This is a genomic window from Paenibacillus paludis, from assembly GCF_042610515.1.
In the GTDB taxonomy this organism is placed as follows: Bacteria; Bacillota; Bacilli; order Paenibacillales; family Paenibacillaceae; genus Paenibacillus_AQ.
Window position 1 is genome coordinate 483,853 of record NZ_JBGJZP010000002.1, and the last position, 18,558, is coordinate 502,410.

The following is an 18,558-nucleotide window of genomic DNA, read 5'->3' on the forward strand; positions in this document are numbered from 1 at the left end:
CCCAATGCTTGATTGGTTCGATATTTCCCCGGAAATTAAATGTTAAGAAGTGCTTTTAATTCATGCAATTTTGAACGGGATAACGGAACCACCGCATCTTGACCTGTATTTAACCGCAAGCTGTAGCTATTCTTCGTCCATGTAATAATCTCTCTTACTTTTTGCAGATTAACGATATAGGATCGATGACACCTAAAAAACCCGAAATTCAACAATCTTTGCTCCAGCTCGGTTAGCGTCAACGCACAGTCATAATTTTCCCCGCCCACATGAACAAGGATCGAACCCTCTACACTTTCTATAAAATCGATTTCAGGCGGATTAAATAAAATTATTTTGTCATTTCTTTTGGTAGAGATCTTCTGCAAGGTTATATTGGCCTCGTCTTGTTTCTGTACTTCCTGCTTATCCTCTTCGGAATCCCGAATATCCAATGGATGAAATCCGGACTCGTTCAACCGGTAAATGGCATCACAGGAAATAAGGGCATCCTCTAAATTCGAAGTTAAAATTAATACTTGCTTCTCTTTCAAAAGGTCATCTAGAATCCGCTTAAATTGACGGCGATCTTGCTCTTCTAAGTAAAAATAGGGTTCTTCCAGTACAAGTGAAGGCTGATGCGCAAAAAAGACACGCAGCAAGGTCACATACATCCTTCTTGATGAGCTTAGGTCCTTGATTTTTACCTTCCGTTCTTCTTTTAAAGCAAAATAATCGATCAACGAAGCGGCACGCTCATTCCTCTCCGTTACTCTGATTAGAAAAGTGATTAGCTCTTCCACCGTTAAACGCATATACTCGTTTTGTTGAACCCGAAATAAATAATATCGGGAATGATCAACTAATTGATCCATTAAAAGCTGCTTTCGCTTCAAGTCGGTTATAATGCCAATCGATTGGTACGTTGTCATATCTAATTCGATCTTCGGTAGAAGTAATTCCCCATCATAATACCTTGGTTGAAATTGCATGCCGTCCTCCCGGTTAGTGCTGCTATAGGATATATAAAACAATTATAAAGTTGGGCTGCTTTTTTGTCAGTTTCTATTAGAATATATAACAGCATGCCATAGGTCGGGAAAATAAGATGACAACAAAAGTACCACAACAAAGAGAACAGCCCGCAGGCTGTTCTCTTTGTTATCTGCCTTAGAAGCAGGTGAACGAGCTAATCCGATTCAAATCAATGCCGAAGTACGCCCAGAAGAAACCAGTCCATCTGAACCCTGCAATAGAATTACGCCCGACGAATACCGGAAAGAACCAGAATTGCTCGCCGTTGTTCAGCCAAATGTATGTGTTGCGGAACAGGCATCGTCTGATTCCCCCGGGGTCGATGGCAAAAGCGGTAGCCGGCATTTGCGGTACGAATTGCGGTGGAGGAGCCGTCGGCGCTTGAACGCCTCCCGGTGCACCTCCCGGAAGTCCCGGTCCTCCCGGCACGCCAGGTCCGCCAGGTCCGCCCGGGAACCCCGGAAATCCTCCGCCGGGTCCCGGTGTTGGAAAAAATCCCATATGTGATCGCTCCTTTCAATGATTAGGCATAATCATCATATGCATTCGCGGAAAGGGCGCTTGGGCGGATGCCCAACAATAAGATTTAACATAGATCGACTGTGCACAACACGGATGGTTTCGACACAGATCCAAGCTTTACAAAAAAAAGAGTCGCACCATCATCTTGTGCAACTCTTTATCCGTAATTTAGTCTTCAATTTCAGTATAAATTTGAAAAGTCACGCCGAATTTGTCCGTTACATCGCCAAACCCAGGGCTGAAAGGTTCTTCTTTAAACGGCATATTGACCTGACCTTCTTGCTGCAAGGCTTCATAAATCCGTTTTGATTCTTCTACTTCATTCGTTGTAATGCAGATGGTGACCCGTTTCCCGTTTTCACTAGTCGAACCGCCTGGAGCATCCGATAACATGAGTTCCGTTACTCCGACCTTTAACTTGGCGTGCGCTACAAGATTACTCAGATCGTCAGTGAACGTACCAGGCATGTCCGGCATTTCACCGTAAGTCACCATGGAGAGGATTTCTGCACCGATGGCTTGTTCATAAAATTGAATTGCTTCCTTTACCCGGCCCTCCAAAGTAATATAAGGGGTAAGTTTTACCGTCATAAGATTGTTCCTCCTTAAATTTTGATTTGATTCGATGTGGTTCATAAGTATAGACGATCGGGCCACCGTAAACTCATCGCTATATTGAAAAATCCTGCTTCGCGTCCAAACCTGTAGGCAATCCAAATCGAACAAATAAATCGGAGTCAATGAAATAATGGATATGAGCGATCTTACCCTGTTCTATCTCTAGAATATGAATGCTCCACGGAGCCAGCAGCCCATCCCTTCCGGTGGGTACATACTGAGCAAAAGCTGGACTATCCCCGTTAGCCCGAATCGCCAGCAATCTGGAACCCAAACAATGGCTGCGTGTTGTATTGTAGAATGACGACAGATTAGAGCTGCCACGAACCCACATCTTAAATGGCGGCATCGACAAGCTACCGTTCTCGTGGAATAATGCTAACAATGCATCGATGTCGTACTGTTCGAAAGCTTCCATATAACTTGCAAGCACTTGTTGATCTGCCTGAACATCTCCCCCTTGTAATTCTTCGGACCGAAGATTCGACCGAGCGATCGTCGAGCGAGCCCGTTGCAAAGCGCTGTTGACGGCTGCCGTGGTCATCCCCATCGCATTCGCTGCCTCATTAGCCGACCATCGGAAGACATCAAGCAGGATCAGTACGGCGCGTTGCCGGGGCGGCAATATTTGCAGGATCGCAATAAAAGATAATCGAATGGTTTCTCTGCTAACCACGATATTGGCCGGGTCACCAACGTTATCGGGGGCCGGCCAGATCCAAGAACTCCGGGGCAAGCTGTCCCTTGGTTCCATAATAATAGACGCGGGTTCTGAGAGATCCATCGGAAGTGCCCGACGCTTTGCATTCCTTAACCTATCCAAACAAACATTAGTGGCAATCCGATACATCCAAGCTTTACGGGAAGAATCCTGCCTAATCTTGTCCCAGTTCTGCCAAGCGCGAAGCAGCGTATCCTGCACCGCATCTTCCGCTTCAAAAATGGACCCCATCATCCGATAACAATATCCGATTAGTTCAGAACGCAACTCCTCGAGCATGTCTATTCCATGCTTTTGGCTCATTTTACGTTTCCTCCTTTTTGGGCGTCCAAACAGCTTATATCTTACTATTCATATTAACATTTCATAAGCGAGAAAACTTGCCTCTATTTGTGATACGGTTCACCGGAATTTATCTTCAACTATACTGCCCGCTAGCGGCAAAAATTCTGCCAGAGGACTTGTTTCCAGATAAGTGAATTTTAGAGGGTGCTGCAAAGCAGTGTAACAAAAAGGATGGGACAAGATAAATCTCTCAAGATCTCTCAGCAAGAGCCACAGCAGAATGGTCAGCTTATGCCCATTTAGTCATCGGAAGTCGGGTGCAAAATGAAGAACGGGGCATTAAAACAAGTGATACCAGCAAATCGATGAGTTTTGATGATTTTATGGGAGCAATTCAGAAGGGCGAACAATTAAATTCGTACAATGCGCGCCAGATTTCTAATAACGAAATTTTAAACAATCGTATATATGAACAGCACAATGGTGTTTCTGACGAGAGTAGGTTTCGTTTCTCCACGTTGCAAAAAGCTTATGAGCTAGGCCTTGTGGATAGCACCGGTGTGTTAACTTCTTCCTATCGCAGTAAAGCCTGATTAGAAGTCATTCTGTCATGTCCATTATATTTGAACAAAATCACCCTAACGGGTGAATAAGCTTTCTAGCCAGCGGTCATTCGTCCGCTGGCTCCTCTTTTCTAACCAAGGTTCCATTACAAGCTTTATGCGCTCTGGCTTGGTTTCTTGCGTATGCTTGTGAGTTCAAAAGCCTCTTTAGGAATCCCCAGTTCATGAGCCTTCTTCTTTTTAATCACCATGGCTTGTTGTAAGCTAGTGGCTTGGAATTCAACTTTGGTGCCAAGCGGATCCTCAAATGCATAGTAACTTTTTTTATTGGACATTAAAACTTAGCGCCTCCTCATCTTATTCTCGAATGATTTTGCCTGGCAAATCGCCCTAATATTGTGCGTCTCATCTTAGAGAACTATGCGCGAAGGCCGACCTCATAAATCAACAGCGAACTCCAACAACGATAAATAGAATGTACTTTCGTCTACCTTAGCTTCTGTTCTGACATAGTTTACAAATGCGATCCGCCAGTCGCATCGATCATTTGTCCCGTTATCCATCGGCCGTCAGGTGACGCCGTGAAGGCGACAATGTCTGCGATATCCGAAGGCTCACCTACGCGTCCAAGTGCCGACATCTCTACTGCAGACTTACGGCCATTGGGCGTGTGTAGCCACGACGCGTTTACGTCGGTATCGATTATGCCGGGCATGACAGCGTTCACTGTAATACCCCGCGGACCCAGAAGCTGAGCCAGGTGTAGGGTGAATGTATTTAGTGCGCCTTTGGTTAGGTTGTAGGTCATGATATGCGGATAGGCAATTCGTGTCACTCCAGATGAGATATTGATAATGCGACCTCCGTCTCGAAGACGTCCGATCGATTGCTGGACGAGGAAGAACGGCGCCTTGACGTTGACCGCGAACAGTCGATCAAAGTCCTCTTCACTCGTCTCTTCAAATGATGGGGATGTGCCAATGCCGGCATTGTTAACCAAGATATCAAAATGGTTGATGCCCGTTCTGCGGATAAGTTCCTCATCCAAGACCTGAAGAAGTCGATCGACTCCCTCCAGAGAATCCAACTCGGCACCGATGGCAAAAGCTGTACCTCCCGCTGCTTCGATCGCAGAAACCGTCTCTGCCGCCGCATCCCTCCGCGTGCGATAATGTACTGCGACTAGCGCACCTTCAGCGGCGAGACGCAGCGCGATCGCTCTCCCTATCCCTCGGCTGGCTCCTGTAACGACTGCGATCCGACCTTCCAAACGCTTCAAATTCATGTAGATCCACTCCTTATAATGGGTTGATACCATGATAAACCCTCCTCATAAGGGGAGAGTCAAGGAATGGACTCCAATCTTTTTTCAGACTCGTTCAACCGGCACGATCGCCTCTGCCAAACGTAGCTGACCATAAATATCTTTATCCGACGTCAGATAAATCTCCCGAACCGGTATCGCCTCGAGTGGCCGGTAGCCCGTGCCAGCAATCCAAGCCCGTAGCGTCTCGCTCGCCTTGCAATTATCCTTATACGGGTCACATTGATGAGTAAAAGAGGCAGCTTCCTTCATGCCGGGCATTTGGTGAATCTTCACCCTGCCGCTATTAGGAATCGGTTTTGAAACAGGAATAGCGACCTCGATGTCCGAAAGCTCTTCATCGCAATCGCTCCTCCGATGCCAGACGATTGTCATCTCACGGTCCGGCTCTTCTCCATGTGAGCGGACATACTGCTTCAGTTCGTCGAGCAACAGACACAGTTGGTTTTTTGGCAAAGTCTCGCGGACGTAAGCGACGAGAACCGGATCCACGCTTCGAAGCAAGAACTTCCCTTTCTCCGCAACCGCCTCATTCCGTTCAATGCGCACGAGTCGCTCATCGATCACCGTAATTTGCTGCTGAGCCTCTTGTATCTGGCGCTCCAGCTCCTTTCGTTTCTCAAGCAACGTGCGCTCCGCTTTCGTCAGAGAGGCGGTTCCGGTGAGCATCGGTCGCATCTTCTCAAGGGTTAAGCCCTGCTCTTTGAAACCCGCGATACGACGGATCGTTAGCAGTTGCTCCGCAGTATAAAAACGATATCCCGATTCTTCGTCCACATGCGCGGGCTTTAACAAGCCGAGTTCATCATAGTGGCGCAATGTCTTCACCGTCACGCCGCTCAGTTTCGCGAACGCCCCAATTTTGAACATCCTAATCCCCCCTTTTGTGAATTCTTAGTATCGGCCTGTTCCCCTATTTATTCAGAAATATAGATGTATGCTGTTTTCATTGCGGGGAAGATCTCTCTAATAATATTTAGAAATCTTTGCATGGATATATCATTGAAAAGTTGAGTTCTTGAGGCTCTTAATTCTTCTCTAAATGCTTGTTCTGTCATTGTCCCTCTAAGTTTCATGACTTGCCCTACTCTCCGATAATAAACATACATTTTTTATAACTTATTCCAGATGAGGGGTCATCGAGTGGTTTGTATATCCGTTTTTCGTCCATATATCTCATCCAATTCATTAAGCTTCAAATTATAAAATAGTTCTTAACTATTTCTGCTTTACCACCGCACTATCCTTCCCGTTCGTAGGATGAGATCAGCCAGTTTTTACTAGTTGACCTCTTTTGTTCATAGGAGATTTCATCGCATATTGATCGTTTTTGTCTTTATACACCAGGCCGCGGCTTATCATAACTCGCTGGAAAACTTTTTTTATTTCCTATAGCCAACTGAACGATAATCTGAAGCACGATGATTACAGCCAATCCATAGAATGCTTGAACGAAGCTGCCCGTTGCATCGTGGAGCCAGCCAATGGCTAGCGGCCCAAGCGCTCCGAGAATGTAGCCGCCAGATTGGGTCATTGCGGACCAGCTACTGGCTTCCTGAGCATTGCTTGTTTCATCAATGGGCAACATCAGTGCAATCGGGAACAGTCCACCCGCTCCAATACCGAGTGGAATCGCCGCGAGCCAGGGGCTAACGGATATGTTCAGCATCAGGACACCCATCAACTCCAATAACGCACACCCGACAAGCCAGAATACACGTCTTTGGTAACGGTGTACAAGCATGGGAATGAACAACGTAGAGGGCAGCGATATCAATGTAAATAAGGTTTGGATGTTGCCGGCCGCCTCTTGACTATACCCCTGGCTTTGAATTGCTGGCGCAAGCCAAGCGGTTAACGAATAGAAGATCGCTGCCATCAGCCCGAAAAATAATGTCAGCACCCAGGCACGCTTGTTGTCTACCGGAAGTGGTGCATTAAGTACACTCGAAATTGTACCGGATTGTCGATCTGTGCGCGCAGACCAGGCTAATCTCAACCAGATCGGTAATGCAATGGCTGCAAGTAATGCCCATACAGCCAACGAGCCCCTCCACGATCCACCGAGCGTATGCTGAAGCGGAACCGAAAGTCCCACACTAATGCTGGCCCCCATCACCATCGCTGTAGAGTAGATACCCACCATGGCTGCCACTCGGTCAGGGAAATACTGCTTAATGAAGCTGGACAACAGCGGCCCTGCCAATGCAATCCCTACACCGGACAGAAAAGAAGTGAACATCATCAAAGAAGATGTATCAACAAACCATCGTAATCCCGTACCTAACCCAATGAGGATTAATGCCAGAACAATTGCGCTCTCATTTCCCCACCTTCTGCTTAATCTTACGGAGAACGGAGCAAATATGCCCATGCATAATACCGGAAGTGTGGTTAACAGACTGGCGGTAATCCCGCTTATACCCAGATCATTCTGTATGGTGCTCATTAGAGGAGAAATGGATGTAATGGGTGGTCGTAAATTCAGTGAAGCCAGGATAAGCGCCAAGACGATATAAAAAAGTTTCATGCTGGATCACCTCATGGTAGTAGTATCGTTGCATTCACACATGATCCTATTTGAATGAAGATCTTTGGGTGGTGCACGATAAGTATAAAATCATTAGAATGATTGAACAATACTATTGTTTCTATTAAAATGATTACTAAAACCAATGATTAGAGGTAATTCATATGGAGATTCGTCAGATGGAAAACTTCATTGCTGTGTGTGATGAGCTTCATTTTACACGAGCAGCGGAGAAACTTGGCATATCTCAACCTACATTGAGTCAACAAATACGCGCGCTCGAGGATGAACTAGGTGTTCCCTTATTTGACCGGGTCGGCAAAAAAATTGTGATGACCCAGGCAGGAAATCTGTTTCTGGAGCACTGTGTACAGATGATTCGGCATTTACAGAATACCCAGGATGCGTTAGCTGAATTCCGCAATGATCAACGAGGTCGGTTGGTAATTGGTGTTCTCCCTTCCGATCTGGACTATCGGATCACCCCATTGCTCGTGAATTTTCATGCACGATTCCCCAAGGTGCAACTGAAGGTTATCTCTTCGATCTACGTCGTGAATCAAGTGCTGGATAATGAAGTAGACATCGGCATCGCGATCACGTCTGCTCCTGATGATCGGCTTGTACGCATTTCTTTGTGCAGTGAAGAATATGTACTCATCGTTTCCGAGAATCATGATTGGGCTGAACGAAACACGATTGGAATCCAGGAACTGCGTGATATCCAAACTGTGATGTTCCCCGAAGGATTTACAGGCAGAGAATTGGTTGATGACTATTGCCGTAAATATGGATTCCGCTTAAATACGATCATGGAGACCAGTTCGGCAACCTCCATTATTAGCTTGGTTAAAGCCAACGTAGGAGGAACATTGCTGCCTTATCCTCTGATCCAAGCGATGAATGAACCAACACTACGCTGCATCCGAATTACAGACGATCCGCCATACCGTCACTTTGAGATCATTCATCGTTCCGACCGTTTTCTGATTAAGTCGGCCAAGGCATTTATTGAGAAAACTATCGAATATTTCAAGTAAGGGTGAGTCCCGAAAAGGTGTTGAGCTGGAGATAAGAGGAGTGAGTCTGTTCATACATCCAATAGGCTATGAAAGAGTTCTACCATCTGGAACGGCGCAACGTACATAACCACCGGCAAGGCAGCTGATCACGTTGATCGGCTGCCTTCTTGTTTAAGCTATCGTTTTCCATTAACGTAATGACTTGAAAAAGCCCATATTAGTAACTTTCCTGCATTCACAAACCATCACTGGGCATAAGCTGCCCTCGTATAGTGTCTCAGATCGAACGATTGTCCTCCAAAGGTATTCACATCCCCGGGGGGCAGCTTTGGTTAAGGACGAATTGAGCTTCCGTCTACGGCCCTTGAGAAGTATGGTCAGCATAACGTGAGAGCTATTGCCGACAGCTCCTCTAGCCCTTGATACGCAATCCCGGATTACCGGAATCGATAGCGGCGACTTTTGCAAGGGTGTCCGTTCAATCTATTCTTATTCCTATATTACCGAACTGCTCCCCCTTCTGCATTCTGTGAAATGCCTGAACTGTATCTTGTAAAGGATATACTCGATCAATGATAGGACGAAGCATGTGGCGTTCCATAAATTGAAGCATAGCAGTAAACTCTTCACTACTTCCCATAGAGGTACCAATGATACTAATTTGGGGAAAAAATATGGACCGCATCGGGATCTCCATTCGATCTCCCGAGCTTGCCCCAAACGTGACAATACGGCCATTAGGTTTAATAATGTCAAAGTAATGTGGGAACGTCGCAGGTCCGATGCTGTCGAGGATGAGATCGACGGTGTCTCCATTCATACTTTCCTTCCAATCGCTATGACTGTCAAATGCGTAGTCAGCCCCATTAATGAGTGCAGCTTGTCTTTTCGTTTCACTACGTGATGTGACACTAACACGTGCACCCACCGCTGAAGCCATCTTCATGGCATAAGTCGCAACACCACCACCAATGCCAGGAATAAGGACGTGTTCACCTTGCTGTAAGCGGCCTCTCGTGAACAGAGCCCGATAGGCCGTCAAGGCGGACAGCGGTAGCACACCCGCTTCTTCCCAAGACAGGTAAGCTGGCTTGCTGATGGCATTTTGCGCAGGAATGATGATAGACTCGGCGAATGTACCATCTGAAGGACCGCCTACAATGGCTGGAACGTACGGAACATTGTCGGCGGATTCCCATCCGATACATGGATTAATGATGACATCGGCACCTACTGGATGGCTGGATACACCTTCACCTACTGCTTCAATCCTGCCCGCGCCATCAGAATCAATAACCAAAGGGACATCCTGTTCTGTTCGATCTGCCATGATGAACAAGTCCCTATGGTTCAGCCCTGCAGCCTCTATCTTTACTTTTACTTCGCCAACCCCCGGCTTTTGGTCCCTAATATCTTTATATTTCAAGCCCTTCAGGCCACTTTGTCCAGCATGTACAATTGCTTTCATCTTGATTACTCCCTTAAGTCGTTATTAATGAATCTATATTGAATTGTACATAAAGGATGTAATCCAGTAAAATGATCAAAACTGAAGGCGACTATCATAAAGAATCATACCAGGCAGGTGACATGGAAATGGAAAGTGGAGATTTGAAAATATTTCAAGCTGTTGCTCGCGAGGGCACCATAACGAAGGCCGCGCAAGTCTTAAACTATGTACAGTCCAATGTGACGAACCGGATTAAGTACCTTGAGGCTGAGTTGAAACTCCCTCTTTTTCATCGATCCAATCGGGGGATGACGTTAACGCCGGCAGGTGAGAACTTGCTGGAGTATACGGATAAAATACTTACTCTGATGGACGAGGCTGTGAAATCCACACAATACTCGGAGCATCCTGCGGGCCTTCTCCGCTTAGGTTCCATTGAAACGACAGCAGTTATTCATCTGACTCCACTTCTGACCAAGTATCACTTACGATATCCCGATGTCAAACTATCGCTACTCACTGGCGAAACGCATGGTCTCTTACAAAAGGTGCTTGACTACGAACTAGATGGAGCCTTTGTCTATGGACCCGTTGACCAGCCTGATATAGAACATGTTGTGGCTTTCAACGAGGAGTTGGTGCTGATCTCGGAACCGGGTAAGAGTGACATGCGTGAATTGCTTACGAAGCCGATGTTGTTCTTCGACGTTGGATGTACACATCGCGCAAAAGCTGAGAAATTCCTAGGAGAAAGCGGGATGAGCTCTTATCAGATTATGGAGTTTGGAACGTTAGAAGTGATTCTAAATGGGGTAGCCGCTGGATTCGGCGTGTCTATGCTGCCACAATCGTCAATTACCAAGGCGGAAGAGGCGGGTCTAATATCTTCCCATCGCCTTCCTGAAGGGTACCGGGACTTGCACGTATGGTTTGTACATCGTCAGAATTCCATTTTCTCCAGTGCATTGTCAAGATTACTCCAAATGATTCAACAGCCATAGACATGCCTAGCCTACTGAATAAGAAGTGGTGGTAGACCAGCATCAGCAACTTCCATTACATCGTTTTCAAGATCTCTATTTCATACGCTGGATGAGACTGCTGTCTCCGTGACGGGGAAGTCAATTCCACTCGTCTGGTGTAGGCCTGTTCATTGTTTCCCTAAACTTCGAACTGCTCGCTCCATGGGTCCGGCGGACTTAGCCAGTGCAGGGTTGTCTGGCTAACGTGTTATTTACAAATTTTGTAAATAACTCCATAGGTAGAGTATCCGCGAAATCATTAAGCTATCCTGCCCGTTCAATGAAACATAGTCAGTCTAACACTTTATTTTTCAGTGCAACTTTATTTTTCCGTCCCATTTCTCACGTTCGTCAGTCTAAACCCTACCGGTTAGATAGCTTTCTAGGCCTGGACAACACCTCTGTCCCGTAAGGATAGAGCAGCTCAAACTGATTCTTCGAGAACCGGATCAGCCCCTCCACCGCCATCCTCTGCAGCTCTCTGGATAGAGCGCTCCGGTCCACGGTCAAATAATCCGCCAGATCATTGCGGGAGAATGGAATGACAAACTGCGGGGCATTATTCTTCCGGGCTTGCAGGGTTAAGTAATGCAGAATCCGGGCACGCAACGATTTGTGGGAGACCAGATCCAGCTTCTGATAGATTGTACGGTTGTTCTCCAGCAGCAGTGCCAGCATATTCTCAATGATGCGTGCCCGCAGAGAGCAGGTGTGGCCGCCGGGCCGCACGATTTTATGGATCTGGATGAACAGAATTCTGCATTCCGTGCCTGCTACCGCCTCATAGCCGCTCTCTTCTCTGGCTGCACGAAGCGCCGTCTCGCCTACGATCTCCCCGCTGCCCAGCTCCGAGAAAATAAACCGCACGCCCTCCATGCTCTCCTTGCACAGCAGAACCTGCCCTTGCAGAATAATTCCCGCCGAATCCAGAATATCTCCGGGCCTGAAAATAACCTCCTTGCGCATAAACTCCCGGACAGTGCCTCCAAGACAGCTCAATGCCTGCTGAATCTCAGGTTCCTCAAACCCCCTGAACAAGATGGTGCTGCCTATCGTAGCCAAATCTTTGCGCATTCCCTTCGCCTCCTGTTGCTATGGCAACAGAGTCAATTTCATTACTCTGTTATAATTCAATCAATGAGAATAATTCTCAATTATAATTATAGCAGATTGGGCCCATCAATCAACACCAAGGAGGAAGCGTATGAGCGGAATTTCGGCCGGCCAGGTGTTCTATTTACAGGAAATGATCCAAGTTAAGCCCGGCCAGATCGCAAGCAGGAAGCTGTCACTGCCCGATATTCCTGACACGGCCCGGACCGGGCAGGAATGGGTGTTGTATGCCATGGACGAAGAGGAAACTATCAGCAGCGAAACTTCGCCCAGCACCAAGCTTATCTATGTCCTGGAGGGAACGCTGCGGATGCTGGTGGATGTTCAGGACTGCAGCCTGACAGCCGGAGGAGCTGTCATCGTCCCCAGAAATACCTGGCATGCGTATGCCGCAGGAAGCAGATGCAAATTCCTGCAGATCAGTCTATAACTATTGGAGGAATGTATCATGGAATCAGGCGGATATATCAAGAAACTGCCGCAGTCACAAGTTCTGGATTTAAGAGAAATCATCGGCATTGAGGAGCAGCAGGTCTGCAGCCTGACGCTGGTGCAACGGCCTAATCTGGCAATGACACTGTTGTCTCTCGATAAAGGGTCCTCGATTGGAGGGCACTCTTCACCCGGCGATGCGCTCGTTCATATCCTGTCCGGACAAGCCCAAATCACGATCGGCAGTGAGCAGTTCCTGCTGCAGCACAATGAGAGCATCCTCATGCCGGCCAATATCCCCCATGCCCTGCAAGCTGTTGAAGCCTTCCAGATGCTGCTGATTGTAGTCAAGCCGGAGCAGAAGGTGAGGATTGGAGGATGAAGAAGGAGGCAGGCCATAATTTCCTTGCCAAGCTAGGCAAAAAGCGTCTGCGCCCCGGCGGTGTGGTTGCCACCAACTGGCTGTTGGGCCAGGCGGAGCTGGGCAGTGAGAGCAAGGTGCTGGAGGTTGCCTGCAACATGTGCACCACCTCAATCCAGCTCGCACGGAGCTACAAATGCAAGATTACAGGCATTGATATGGACTCCCGGGCATTGGAAAAGGCAAGAGCAAATATCAGGGCGGCCAAGCTGGAAGACCACATAGAGGTTATGCAAGGTAATGCGATGAAGCTGCCTTTTGCGGATGAGAGCTTTGACGTAGTTATCAATGAAGCGATGCTCACGATGCTGAATGGGGCGGCTAAGATGAAGGCGGTGGCTGAATATTACCGGGTACTGAAGCCCGGAGGCATTCTGCTGACCCATGATATCAGCTATACGAAGGAAAATATGGCCGATGAGCTTGCAGAGCTGCGGCGGACCATCCATGTGAACGTCGAGCCGCTGCCTGCCGCCAATTGGCAGCAGTTGTTCTACTCGGCAGGCTTCTCACAGGTAGGCACCGCTACAGGTCCGATGTCTCTGATGCAGATTCAGGGGCTGATCCGCGATGAAGGCGTGTTCGGCGCTATGCGCATTATCAGGAACGGCCTCAAGAAAGAGAACCGCGAGCAGTTCAAGAAGATGTTCAGGTTCTTCAATACCACCGGAAAAGATCTGAACTATATAGCCGTTTGCAGCAAAAAACTATAAGGATTACTCCTTGGAAGCCGGTGGGACGATGCAGAATCAGTTTACTCTTCTGAACCTCCACAGCACACTTTGAAAATCACCCTGAAGACTGGATACCGGAAGTCCCGCATACATCAATTGATCCCCTCCGTACACTCTGCCGTCTTCCAACCAGAGATACCCAGCTTCCGGATCCATCCCCTTCAGCCGCAAATAATAGAGCTTGTCATTCGGCTGGGCAAGCACCCTTATATAGACCGCCATCGCCTCGGACTTATCCTCCGCAACAACCATCCAAGCTGTCTCGTTGCCTTCAAAAGGGCTAAGCAGGCGGAATTGTTCACCGAATTGCACCAGCTTCCGAAGCTCCTTGTAAAGTGCCACCTGCTCCTTCACCGCCTGCTTCTCCTCTTCGGAAAAGCGGGTCAGATCCAGCTCATAGCCGAAATTCCCCGACATGGCCACATGGCCGCGCAGCTCAAGCGAAGTGATCCGGTGCACCTGGTGATTCGGCACTGCCGACACATGGCTGCCCATCGCGCTCAGCGGGTACACGATGCTGGTTCCGTACTGGATCTTTAATCTGCTGATCGCATCGGTATTGTCGCTGGTCCAGGTCTGCGGCATATAAAAGAGCATTCCCGGGTCGAATCGTCCTCCGCCTCCCGAGCAGCTCTCAAACAATACTTCAGGAAACCGGCTGGTGATCTGCTCCAGAACACTGTAAAGACCGAGAATATAGCGGTGCGAAGTCTCCCGCTGCCTGCCGGCCGGCAGCAGGGCAGACCCGATCTCCGTCATGTTGCGGTTCATGTCCCACTTCACATAGGAGATAGGTGCACTGGATAAAACTTGGCTGATCCGCTCAGCGATTGCCGCGCAGACATCCTCCCGGGAGAAATCCAGCACCAGCTGAGTCCGGGCTTCTGTTCTGCGGCGGTTCGGCACATGAATACACCAGTCCGGGTGTTCCCGGTACAATTCACTATCCGGAGAGATCATCTCCGGTTCAAACCAGAGGCCGAACTGCATATCCAGTGCGTTCACACGTTTCGCCAGATCCTCCAGTCCCCCCGGAAGCTTCCTCTTGTCCACAAACCAGTCTCCAAGCGAGCTGCGGTCATCATCCCTGTGTCCGAACCATCCGTCATCGAGAACGAAAAGCTCCAGCCCCAGCTCACTGCCTGCCCGCGCAATATGCTCAATCTTATTGGCATTGAAGTCAAAATAAGTAGCTTCCCAATTATTCACGAGCACCGGACGGGTCCGGTCGCGGAAGTTACCGCGGCATAGCCGGGTGCGGTACAGTTTATGATAGGTACGCGACATGGCGCCAATACCGTCTGCACTGAACACCAGGACAGCCTCCGGTGTCTGAAAGGATTCTCCCGCTTCCAACAGCCAGCCGGCATCAAAAGGATTGATGCCTATAGACAGCCGGGTAGTCTGGTAAGGATCTACTTCTGCCATTGCCGCGAAGCTGCCGCTATATACGAGACTGACCCCATACACATCGCCGGTATCTTCATCTGCTCCTGGTGCAAGCAGCGCGACAAAGGGATTATGTCCGTGGCTGCTGGAGCCTCTGCGGCTCTCCACACCCTGCATTCCGGGAGCCAGTATCCTGCGCTCCATATTCCGCTCTGCTGCCCAGGTTCCCGACAAGTGAAGCAACTCATAAGCGGAGTCCCGAAAATCTACACTCATGCTAAGGCTTCTCAAAATCTTCAATTCCTCTGTTCCTTCGTTCACAAATCGTACGGAGCGGGCGATGGCATTTAGTTCACTAAAGACCGTGTAGGATAGAATGATCCGCAAACCTGCCACTGCATCCAGCAGTTCAAGCTCCAGCGTCTCAGCTTCGTCCTCCTGCTCAATGTAAGTGGCAGGCAACCCCTGCAGGGCTGCCTTTCCTTTGTAAATCCGGTGCTGATCGTAGAGTGCTTCGGATACCGTAGCGCCGTCCGGTGTCTGGATTTGATAAGCTGGATTGCGGAAATCACCCGCGCCATATGCCGGATACTCCTGCGGAAGTGTGTCGTACGAAAGCGAGTTGTCCTCCGGGAAGGGAGTCGGCGAGAAGGAGCATCGCTCCGTCCGCTGGAGCAATGCTCCCTCCGCTCCCGGACGTATCTTCCTTCCCCAATACAGATGTACCGGGATGCCGGTGTGAAGAAGCTGGATAATATAACTGGTCTTCGAGGTTTGAAGATGAAAAATTTGTTCTTCAGCGTTGTAATGAATACTCATGACTTCCTCCATTCCTCCTGTGGATTACTGATTCCACAGCTCCATGCGCGTCTTGTATTTGGTGTTTACAATCGTTTCAAGCTTTGACATTCCGATGGAATCCATTTCTTTAATCATGGAATCATATAAAGCGACGGCTTCATTTTCTGTTTTAGCCATAATAATTTTGGCAATGGAATTTTTCTTGATGTCCTCGTATTTCTGTGCGATCAGCGCTTCGGGTGTTCCTGCATCCGGACCAAGGTTCTCATACTCGGAAACATCCCATACACTGTCCGCCAGTGCTTTGGAGGCATGGACATTACGATCATCGCGACTATATTTGGATGCCATGTCAAACGGTGTACCGTCACTGCCTGCCCCGTTGTTGATGAACCAGGTGTATCTTCTGATACCTGTGGACTGCACGGTTTTATCCCATTCGCTTTGGAACTGCTTCACAATATTTCCGATCGGAGTGTGCTTGCCGTCCTTCATCTCCCAATCCTTGCCTTCCACGCCCCACATCAGCAGATACTGCCCTTCTTCACTGGCCAGGTAATCAAAGAATTTGATCGTGCGTACCGGATCGGGATTGCTTTTGGTGATACCGATGGCATCCCAGCCCAGGGAGCTTCTTCCGCCGTAGGTCGTCTGATCCGGGGCCACTCCAGGCCCAGTCACTTTATAGGCGAACAGTTGCCGGGTGGAATCCTCTGTTCCGTCGCTTTTTTTGCGGAGAATGGAATTTGGCGTATCCAGCGTCCAGTAGGAACCCTCTGTAGAGAATACATTGCCGTTCGCGATCTTCTGCTTCCAGGTCTCTTCCTTGTTGACGACAAACTCAGGGTCTACCAAACCTTCGCGGTAAAGCTTGTTCATATAAGTCAGCATTTCCTTGAATTGCGGATCGCGTACATCCTGCTTCAAAGTCCCATTGTCGTCATAATAGGTCTTCATTCCGAACATTCCCTTGTACGTGCTGAGCAGTGTCGAGTAGTCGCTGTAGTTCCAGGTGGCTCCAAAGGATGCCTTCCCGTCGATCACAGGATATTTCTCCTTAAACTTCTTTAGCAGCGTATAGTATTCTTCCGAAGTGAAAGGGGTTGACGGATCATTCGCCCGCTGCTCTTCACCCAGCTCAATTAGGATATCCTTGCGCATCTGAATGCCCTGAACCGGCTCCTTCTCCAGAGAATACCAGTTGTTCAGGTAGTACGTTTTGCCATCGGCGCTTCTGGATTTACTGATCGTGTCCCCATACATTTTTTTAATATTGGGCCCATACTTCTCGATGAGATCGTCCAGCGGAATAAGCGCTCCGGCGGCAATATATTTGTTGATGAGGTCATCCGTCCGCCCAATCAGCACGATATCGGGAAAATCATTGCTTGCCAGCATCAAATTTAATTTTTCCTCGGCATTCCCGGTTGTAGGCATCATCTCAATCGTTACATCTGTTTTCTTGGTAATTTCCTGGGCGACAGGTGTAGTGAAGGCCTGATCAAAGTTCTTGTCAAAAAACTTCAGTGTGATCGGGCCAGTGCTGGTCTCACCAGCAGAGGCGCTATTTTCTTGAGCGCTGTTCCCCCCGCAGCCTGCAAGCAGTGTACCGGTCAGGCCCAATACCGTTCCGAGTGTTACCAGCTTCTTCATTGTTGCCATTGCGAATTCCCCCATTATTTTTAAGTATATACCCTTACATTTTGACGGAACCGAGCGTCATCCCCTGCGCAAAAAACCGTTGAACCAGGGGATAAATCAGCAGGATCGGCAGCGTTGCGATTATGGTAATCGCCATACGGATGCTCTGCGGTGAAATCGTCTGCCGGATTGAGGCGTTCGCCCCGCTGGTCATTTGACTGGTATCCGCCTGATTCAGAATCTGCACCAGCTTAGCCTGCAGGGTCTTCAGTTCAATGCTGCTGGTAAAGGCATAGGAATCAAACCAGGCATTCCATTGATCAATTGCGAGGAACATCCCTACCGTCGCAAGCACAGGCAGACACAGCGGCAGATATATCTTGTAGAAAATCTGCAGATCGTTCGCCCCATCGATTTTGGCGGATTCCTCAAGCTCCTTCGGCAGTCCATCGATAAACGTGCGGACAATAATCATATAGAATACATTGACAAGGTTGGGCAGGATAAACACCCAGAAGGTATCGAGCAGGCCCAGCGATTTGAGCACCATATAGTACGGAATCAACCCGCCGGAGAAATACATCGTAAACAAAAAGATAAAGGTGAGCACTTTGCCGCCGAGGATGTCTTTGCGGGACAGCACATAGGCTAGCATCGTAATCGTGAACAAAGAAAGCGGCACACCGACTACCGTTCTGGCCACTGTAATACGGAGGGCTCCCCAGATTTGGGGATCGCCCATCACCGTCGAATAGCTCTGCAGACTGAATTGTCTGGGCCAGAAGGAAATGCCTCCCCGAACGGAATCTGTAGCATCATTTAACGAAATGGCCAGAATATTCAGAAAAGGCAGAAAGGTCACGCAGAATACCGCCGCTAAAATCAAATATACAATAGCCTTGAACGCCCGATCATCCCAACCCGCTGTTCTTCTCAAATGTCTCACTCCTTGTCTT

At 48.5% G+C, this 18,558-nt stretch carries 19 protein-coding genes; 6 read left to right on the forward strand and 13 right to left on the reverse strand.

Translation table 11 applies throughout. The annotated features are described in order from the left end of the window. Window positions 1-35: 35 nt before the first annotated feature. The 4 genes from ACAN56_RS05565 to ACAN56_RS05580 form a co-directional block, all read right to left on the reverse strand. Entirely contained in the window at window positions 36-971 is a 936-nt protein-coding gene (locus ACAN56_RS05565; protein ID WP_379141027.1) for a LytTR family transcriptional regulator DNA-binding domain-containing protein, read from the reverse strand. 178 nt (window positions 972-1,149) lie between these two features. Continuing rightward, window positions 1,150-1,515, reverse strand: coding sequence for a collagen-like protein (locus ACAN56_RS05570; RefSeq protein ID WP_340897111.1), 366 nt, complete (start codon window positions 1,513-1,515; stop codon window positions 1,150-1,152). 189 nt (window positions 1,516-1,704) lie between these two features. Continuing rightward, window positions 1,705-2,127, reverse strand: coding sequence for a VOC family protein (locus ACAN56_RS05575; protein ID WP_379141030.1), 423 nt, complete (start codon window positions 2,125-2,127; stop codon window positions 1,705-1,707). Between the two features lie 79 nt (window positions 2,128-2,206). Then, the gene (locus ACAN56_RS05580) at window positions 2,207-3,226 is read right to left on the reverse strand and encodes a sigma-70 family RNA polymerase sigma factor (protein WP_379141418.1); all 1,020 of its coding nucleotides are present in this window, start codon (window positions 3,224-3,226) and stop codon (window positions 2,207-2,209) included. Between the two features lie 179 nt (window positions 3,227-3,405). Between ACAN56_RS05580 and ACAN56_RS05585 the strand changes: the two genes are divergently transcribed. After that, window positions 3,406-3,753 (forward strand): hypothetical protein, encoded by a 348-nt coding sequence (locus ACAN56_RS05585; protein ID WP_489685693.1) that lies wholly within the window; start codon window positions 3,406-3,408, stop codon window positions 3,751-3,753. A 125-nt stretch (window positions 3,754-3,878) separates the two neighbouring features. Here ACAN56_RS05585 and ACAN56_RS05590 read toward each other — a convergent pair whose 3' ends face one another. From ACAN56_RS05590 to ACAN56_RS05605, 4 genes are all read right to left on the reverse strand, one after another. Continuing rightward, complete coding sequence (locus ACAN56_RS05590; protein ID WP_341095057.1) at window positions 3,879-4,058, reverse strand: hypothetical protein; 180 nt, start codon at window positions 4,056-4,058, stop codon at window positions 3,879-3,881. A gap of 179 nt (window positions 4,059-4,237) precedes the next feature. Beyond that, window positions 4,238-5,008 carry an SDR family oxidoreductase gene (locus ACAN56_RS05595; RefSeq protein ID WP_076113986.1) on the reverse strand — a complete coding sequence of 257 codons (771 nt, stop codon included), beginning with the start codon at window positions 5,006-5,008 and terminating at the stop codon, window positions 4,238-4,240. A gap of 84 nt (window positions 5,009-5,092) precedes the next feature. Further along, the gene (locus ACAN56_RS05600) at window positions 5,093-5,917 is read right to left on the reverse strand and encodes a MerR family transcriptional regulator (protein ID WP_379141035.1); all 825 of its coding nucleotides are present in this window, start codon (window positions 5,915-5,917) and stop codon (window positions 5,093-5,095) included. A gap of 466 nt (window positions 5,918-6,383) precedes the next feature. Continuing rightward, window positions 6,384-7,577 carry an MFS transporter gene (locus ACAN56_RS05605; protein WP_379141037.1) on the reverse strand — a complete coding sequence of 398 codons (1,194 nt, stop codon included), beginning with the start codon at window positions 7,575-7,577 and terminating at the stop codon, window positions 6,384-6,386. Between the two features lie 179 nt (window positions 7,578-7,756). On the opposite strand from ACAN56_RS05605, the gene ACAN56_RS05610 reads away from it, so the two are divergent. Next, window positions 7,757-8,617: a LysR family transcriptional regulator gene (locus tag ACAN56_RS05610; protein ID WP_379141039.1), complete on the forward strand. Its 861-nt coding sequence runs from the start codon at window positions 7,757-7,759 to the stop codon at window positions 8,615-8,617. A gap of 460 nt (window positions 8,618-9,077) precedes the next feature. On the opposite strand, the gene ACAN56_RS05615 is transcribed toward ACAN56_RS05610, so the two are convergent. Next, entirely contained in the window at window positions 9,078-10,067 is a 990-nt protein-coding gene (locus tag ACAN56_RS05615) for a zinc-binding dehydrogenase (RefSeq protein WP_379141041.1), read from the reverse strand. 128 nt (window positions 10,068-10,195) lie between these two features. Here ACAN56_RS05615 and ACAN56_RS05620 point away from each other — a divergent pair, with 128 nt between their 5' ends. Next, window positions 10,196-11,050 carry a LysR family transcriptional regulator gene (locus ACAN56_RS05620; RefSeq protein ID WP_379141421.1) on the forward strand — a complete coding sequence of 285 codons (855 nt, stop codon included), beginning with the start codon at window positions 10,196-10,198 and terminating at the stop codon, window positions 11,048-11,050. Between the two features lie 384 nt (window positions 11,051-11,434). Here ACAN56_RS05620 and ACAN56_RS05625 read toward each other — a convergent pair whose 3' ends face one another. Beyond that, window positions 11,435-12,145: a Crp/Fnr family transcriptional regulator gene (locus tag ACAN56_RS05625; protein ID WP_379141043.1), complete on the reverse strand. Its 711-nt coding sequence runs from the start codon at window positions 12,143-12,145 to the stop codon at window positions 11,435-11,437. A 130-nt stretch (window positions 12,146-12,275) separates the two neighbouring features. Here ACAN56_RS05625 and ACAN56_RS05630 point away from each other — a divergent pair, with 130 nt between their 5' ends. The 3 genes from ACAN56_RS05630 to ACAN56_RS05640 are packed head-to-tail and all read left to right on the forward strand — an operon-like array spanning window position 12,276 to window position 13,750. Then, window positions 12,276-12,614 (forward strand): cupin domain-containing protein, encoded by a 339-nt coding sequence (locus ACAN56_RS05630; protein WP_076113973.1) that lies wholly within the window; start codon window positions 12,276-12,278, stop codon window positions 12,612-12,614. Window positions 12,615-12,632: 18 nt separating this feature from the next. Then, a complete protein-coding gene (locus ACAN56_RS05635) occupies window positions 12,633-12,998 on the forward strand; it encodes a cupin domain-containing protein (RefSeq protein WP_340897104.1) in 366 nt (121 codons plus the stop codon). Then, window positions 12,995-13,750 (forward strand): class I SAM-dependent methyltransferase, encoded by a 756-nt coding sequence (locus ACAN56_RS05640; protein WP_379141046.1) that lies wholly within the window; start codon window positions 12,995-12,997, stop codon window positions 13,748-13,750. The genes ACAN56_RS05635 and ACAN56_RS05640 overlap by 4 nt, the downstream gene beginning before the upstream one ends. Before the next feature lie 36 nt (window positions 13,751-13,786). Here ACAN56_RS05640 and ACAN56_RS05645 read toward each other — a convergent pair whose 3' ends face one another. The 3 genes from ACAN56_RS05645 to ACAN56_RS05655 are packed head-to-tail and all read right to left on the reverse strand — an operon-like array spanning window position 13,787 to window position 18,539. Then, window positions 13,787-15,979, reverse strand: a complete 2,193-nt coding sequence (locus ACAN56_RS05645; protein ID WP_379141048.1) for an alpha-galactosidase — start codon at window positions 15,977-15,979, stop codon at window positions 13,787-13,789. Window positions 15,980-16,003: 24 nt separating this feature from the next. Then, window positions 16,004-17,623 (reverse strand): extracellular solute-binding protein, encoded by a 1,620-nt coding sequence (locus ACAN56_RS05650; protein ID WP_379141050.1) that lies wholly within the window; start codon window positions 17,621-17,623, stop codon window positions 16,004-16,006. Window positions 17,624-17,657: 34 nt separating this feature from the next. After that, a complete protein-coding gene (locus tag ACAN56_RS05655) occupies window positions 17,658-18,539 on the reverse strand; it encodes a carbohydrate ABC transporter permease (RefSeq protein ID WP_340897100.1) in 882 nt (293 codons plus the stop codon). Between the last annotated feature and the right edge of the window lie 19 nt (window positions 18,540-18,558).

Coding starts and splice junctions, on each gene's coding strand:
- ACAN56_RS05595 (WP_076113986.1), bottom strand. CDS start 5,008: ATGAATTTGAAGCGTTTGGAAGGTCGGATCGCAGTCGTTACAGGAGCC.
- ACAN56_RS05590 (WP_341095057.1), bottom strand. CDS start 4,058: ATGTCCAATAAAAAAAGTTACTATGCATTTGAGGATCCGCTTGGCACC.
- ACAN56_RS05605 (WP_379141037.1), bottom strand. CDS start 7,577: ATGAAACTTTTTTATATCGTCTTGGCGCTTATCCTGGCTTCACTGAAT.
- ACAN56_RS05630 (WP_076113973.1), top strand. CDS start 12,276: ATGAGCGGAATTTCGGCCGGCCAGGTGTTCTATTTACAGGAAATGATC.
- ACAN56_RS05645 (WP_379141048.1), bottom strand. CDS start 15,979: ATGAGTATTCATTACAACGCTGAAGAACAAATTTTTCATCTTCAAACC.
- ACAN56_RS05635 (WP_340897104.1), top strand. CDS start 12,633: ATGGAATCAGGCGGATATATCAAGAAACTGCCGCAGTCACAAGTTCTG.
- ACAN56_RS05650 (WP_379141050.1), bottom strand. CDS start 17,623: ATGGCAACAATGAAGAAGCTGGTAACACTCGGAACGGTATTGGGCCTG.
- ACAN56_RS05600 (WP_379141035.1), bottom strand. CDS start 5,917: ATGTTCAAAATTGGGGCGTTCGCGAAACTGAGCGGCGTGACGGTGAAG.
- ACAN56_RS05565 (WP_379141027.1), bottom strand. CDS start 971: ATGCAATTTCAACCAAGGTATTATGATGGGGAATTACTTCTACCGAAG.
- ACAN56_RS05575 (WP_379141030.1), bottom strand. CDS start 2,127: ATGACGGTAAAACTTACCCCTTATATTACTTTGGAGGGCCGGGTAAAG.
- ACAN56_RS05625 (WP_379141043.1), bottom strand. CDS start 12,145: ATGCGCAAAGATTTGGCTACGATAGGCAGCACCATCTTGTTCAGGGGG.
- ACAN56_RS05620 (WP_379141421.1), top strand. CDS start 10,196: ATGGAAAGTGGAGATTTGAAAATATTTCAAGCTGTTGCTCGCGAGGGC.
- ACAN56_RS05615 (WP_379141041.1), bottom strand. CDS start 10,067: ATGAAAGCAATTGTACATGCTGGACAAAGTGGCCTGAAGGGCTTGAAA.
- ACAN56_RS05640 (WP_379141046.1), top strand. CDS start 12,995: ATGAAGAAGGAGGCAGGCCATAATTTCCTTGCCAAGCTAGGCAAAAAG.
- ACAN56_RS05570 (WP_340897111.1), bottom strand. CDS start 1,515: ATGGGATTTTTTCCAACACCGGGACCCGGCGGAGGATTTCCGGGGTTC.
- ACAN56_RS05610 (WP_379141039.1), top strand. CDS start 7,757: ATGGAAAACTTCATTGCTGTGTGTGATGAGCTTCATTTTACACGAGCA.